The following is a 4348-nucleotide window of genomic DNA, read 5'->3' as shown; positions in this document are numbered from 1 at the left end:
CAGGTCTTTAATGAAGAAGATGCCCGCACGGCTTCTTTTATTTTAGGTAGATTTTCTAAACCGAAAATTCCAGGGGTTCCTGTTTATACAGAAGACGATTTGGGTCGCGCGCAGGAGATTATTAAGCATGGAACTAAATTGTTCGCTTTGATTGAAAATGACTGGTATATGATTATTGACAGTGAGAAAGATAAGGATGATAAGAAGCCTAAGAAATTAAAACCAATATGCGCGGGTTTTTTATTGAAAGATAGAGGATTTAAACCTAACACCAATGAGCCCATATACATAGTATACAACTGTGAAACGAGACGAATAGGAAGAATTGGGCTCGATATTGTTGAGTTACAGAATTTTCTTGGTAGACCCATTTTAGATACAGGCAATCTTAAGTTCCTACTTGATGCTTTAATCCGTAATCATCAAGAGAAGATTTTCTTACAGGAAATTGGCTGGTATAAGACAGCAAGCAAACGATTATTTATACACCCATTAAACCAAAGTGCTCTAATTGAGAATGGTTTATATTGTGACCTTGACCCAAAGGAGATAGAGCATTTCAAGTATGTTAACGCTTCGAAACAACATGAGTTGGTCAGAGAGCTCCTAATCGAGGGGCGATGGCTTGGAGTGAAAATAGTATTAGGGGTAGCGAGCTTATTTATCGAAGACAATCTATCAGGATTTACGGTATTTGATGTAGGGCCTCGTGGAGTAGGGAAGACAACGACATCTCAATTCGTGATGAGCTTATTCTACAATATCAATGTCCCAATGACGCTAAATGCGACAGAAACAGGGTTTGAACTTTATATGAGGCGTTTCCATAATTTACCTGTTTTATTCGATGAGACTGCATTAATATCAGACAGCAAGTTGCAAGAAAGAGTTTTCAAAATAGCGGGAGGAGTAGGTAAGTTAAGAGGGACTAAAGATTTATCAGTTGATATTACATTGCTGAAATCGATAGTTTTTATTACAGGTGAGGTTGACCCTCAATTTGAGCGAAGAGGTGCGGAAAGGCGTTATGTTGTAGTCCCTGTTGATCATTGGGGCAATTACACTGAAATAGTAACGCCTCAAGATTTACATCAGTTAATGAGAGTGGCATGTGGGTGTGCATTCGATTACATTAAGTTTTTAGAACAAGAGGGGGATATAGCGATAGAAATAGAATTGCCTGAGCATTTTCAGATTTTTACCTTTACGCCTTTAATAGAGAAAAGCTTTAACTTTTTAAAAAAGTTTTACAATCTTTCAAAGCAGGAAATAAGCATTCTTGAAAGAACTCTATGTGCATTGATATCTTACCAATTAGAAAAACTTGATTTAAGTCTTGAAAGATTTTTGTCTACTTTTTCCGAATTTTTGCTCTCCAGAGCTCCTCATTTCGTTATACGAAATTCAATAGATCAACAAATTCCAAGAAATTTAGTCTTTGGTGAGATAGACCCTGTTAGTGAGAAAGTTTACATCACTCGGGAGTGTCTTGAGTATTTTAGAGACTATGTCAAGTTAGACTTGAGAACGATTTTAAAGTTATTTGAGGAAGCTGAAGTTATTTCAGTTTTTTATACGACCGATGCGACAGGGACAGTCAAGCGATATACTAAAGCAAGGAAAATCAAATATTCAGGCACAGAAATGGCGGTGTCTGTTTATGAATTCGACTTAAAAAAGATATCTGATAGTATTTTTAGTGAGTTTACTGAAGCAGTAGTAAGGAAAACAGCGAGACCAAACCCTTTGGTTCAAGTGATAACTATGCCTAAAGAAGAAGATGAAGAAGGAGAGAAGGCAGAGGAAATAAAAGAAATCAACTTTCCGACGCCTGATGATGGCATCCCTTTTTAAGGGACTTGACAAAATGGAAAAGTCAAGTTATATTTTAAGCAAAAACAAAAATCAAAAGGAGGTGGAGCCATGGACGAGCTCTTTAAAAAACAACAAGAGCCCATTCAAAATCAAAATGGTCAGAACGGGCAAGAGGTAGTTGATACTCAAATTATCACCAACGGAGACCCCGTTGTGGAAGCTCTCTCAGGATTGCCTTCTGTCGTTGAAGAGAAGGACTATTTTGTCGAGGAAGTGGAGAAGGCAGAAAAGCGCCTCGAAGCGCTCGCCAAACAGAGAATGCTCATTTTAAAATTAACAAGACCTTATGATTGGGTTAATTTTGGAGGGCGTGCTTACCTTTCAGCTTATGGTGCAGAAAGGTTAATGCTTCTGTTTAATATCTCCTACAAGATAGGCGAGCCTGAGATTAAATACGACCAAGATGGGCATTTTACGGTTATCTTTAGAGGAACTTTCACTTGGGGAGATAAAACCATAGAGGAAATTGGCATTAGGTCATCAAGAGACCCATTTTTCAGTAGAGCTAAAGGACAAGACATTCCTCCGCATCAAATCAGGCTCTCGGATGTTATCAAATCTGCAAGATCAAACTTAATCGCAAGAGGCGTTTCTACTTTATTAGGATTGCGTGGGCTAAATATTCAAGATGTGGTAAAAATGGTAGGGAAGATAGACCAACAAGTTGAATTTAAATCAAAGGAAGTAAAGAACAGTTAATAAAAAAATAAAAGGAGGTGCGCATATGGCATTCATAATAATTGGTGAAGATGGCGATATTCTTAGACAAGAGGATATCGTCGCAGTCACATTTGGAAACAGGAAGAAACATCCAAATGAAGCAGATGTAAGATTTTGGTTTAAAGCGGGTTTTTATCTTGACTATACCGATGTTTCCGATGAGGAAAAAGAACAAATAAGGAAAATTTTTGAAGAGCAAACAGGAACTATCAAGATAGCTGGAAGAAGAAAAAAGGGCTAAAAAAATAAAAGGAGGGTAAAAATGATAGTAGAAAAAATAAAGGAAAAATATCAGCCAATTCAATTTCCTGTGAATAGTAACAGATGTTCTTCTTTGGGTCATCCGTGTCTTAGATATTTAGTTTTTGAGCGGTTGCATTGGGATCAGAAAGCGCCTCTTCCTGCCTCTGTTTTAATGAAAATGGAAATGGGTAAGCTCATTGAGAAACAGACCATTATAGATTTACTTCAGGCAGGGTTTGAGGTTATTCATCAACAGGTTCCTTATTTCCTTCGGGATTACCAAATTAGCGGGAAAATTGATGGAAAAATCTTAAGTAATGGAAAGGTACATGCTATTGAGATTAAGTCAATGGAAAGTTGGAACCTTAAGAAATTTAACAAAGCAGAAGACTTCTTAGAAGCGGATAAGTTTTATTACAGAGGGTATTACCATCAGCTTAATTTATACCTTTATATGATGCGAGAACAAGGTGAGAAAATAGAGAGTGGTATTTTCATTCTAAGAGGCTTTGATGGTTCTTGGAAAGAAATTCATATGTCTTTAGACGAAGAGCGGGCTTTAGAGATTTTAGAGAAAGCTAAAAAAATTAATGAACATGTTGAAAAAAGAACTTATCCTGAGCCTCTATGGAAAGTTAATACTGATGAGCTCTCCATTTGCCTTATTTGTCCATATAAGCACATGTGCTTAACTGAAATGAAAGGGGCTGAAAAAATTATCTTTCGTGAAGATAATGAACTTCTTATGATGTTAAAAGAAAGAACTGAGCTTGAAGAGTATGCTAAGCGGTATGAAGAATTGACTGAAAAAATTAAAGAAGCTTTTGCTATCCCTAAAGACTTGCAAGTAGAAATGTTGGAAAGAAAAGAAACAGAGAAGTTTTATGTAGTCGATAAATTTGTTATTAAACAGAAGCTCTACTGGCAAACTGAATATCAAGTGCCAAAAGAAATTAAACAGCAATATGCTGTTAAAGCGCCAAGATGTAGAATAACGATAGAAACAGTATAATGGGGAAAAAGTGGAAATTAGGTAATCAGTTTTTAAGTGCTTTTCATGATGTAGTCTATACGGCTATAACTTTGACTTTCATTGAACATACTAAAAATAAAAAGACCTTTGAAGAGGTTTGGCAAACTATCATGCGGGAATTTGACATCAATCTTGTTGATTTTAAAAACCTAAAAGAGGTCTTGAAGGCGGAGGCGACTTTCTTCAGAAAGCTCAAGTCCAAATATGCTAAGATGTTTATTCCTCCCTCCCTTCAAGACCTCGCTTGTGAAGTCAGAGTGCTCTATCTTTACTTTCTTTTGAAGTTCCCAAAAGAGATGGCGAGGCGATGGGCTGTTTTATATGGTCTCCTTCAACCTGGATTTTTAGGCAATCCTTTACCTGTTGCACTTTTAACGCTAACTGACGCAATCTGCGTTAGAGGAGTAAAACGCTACTTTACACAAGATAGACTTGAGAAAGCTTATGAACGCTTAAGAAATAAAGGCATCCTCAGAG

5 protein-coding genes are annotated in these 4348 nt (G+C 36.8%); all 5 read left to right on the top strand.

Annotation, left to right across the window (positions count from 1 at the left end; all coding sequences use genetic code 11):
• Window positions 1-1854 (top strand): DUF927 domain-containing protein (locus JHC30_07275; GenBank protein ID MCI4463949.1); only part of this gene is annotated, 1854 nt, incomplete at its 5' end.
• A 69-nt stretch (window positions 1855-1923) separates the two neighbouring features.
• A complete protein-coding gene (locus tag JHC30_07270) occupies window positions 1924-2574 on the top strand; it encodes a hypothetical protein (GenBank protein MCI4463948.1) in 651 nt (216 codons plus the stop codon).
• 25 nt (window positions 2575-2599) lie between these two features.
• The gene (locus JHC30_07265; protein MCI4463947.1) at window positions 2600-2836 is read left to right on the top strand and encodes a hypothetical protein; all 237 of its coding nucleotides are present in this window, start codon (window positions 2600-2602) and stop codon (window positions 2834-2836) included.
• 21 nt (window positions 2837-2857) lie between these two features.
• Entirely contained in the window at window positions 2858-3850 is a 993-nt protein-coding gene (locus JHC30_07260; GenBank protein ID MCI4463946.1) for a PD-(D/E)XK nuclease family protein, read from the top strand.
• On the top strand, window positions 3850-4348 hold a 499-nt coding region (locus JHC30_07255; GenBank protein MCI4463945.1), incomplete at its 3' end, for a hypothetical protein. The genes JHC30_07260 and JHC30_07255, both read left to right, overlap by 1 nt.

Origin of the sequence: Caldisericum sp., assembly GCA_022759145.1 — a bacterium.
Taxonomy (GTDB): Bacteria; Caldisericota; Caldisericia; order Caldisericales; family Caldisericaceae; genus Caldisericum.
Note: the sequence above shows the minus strand (reverse complement) of the source record. Positions and strands in the feature narration are given on the sequence as shown.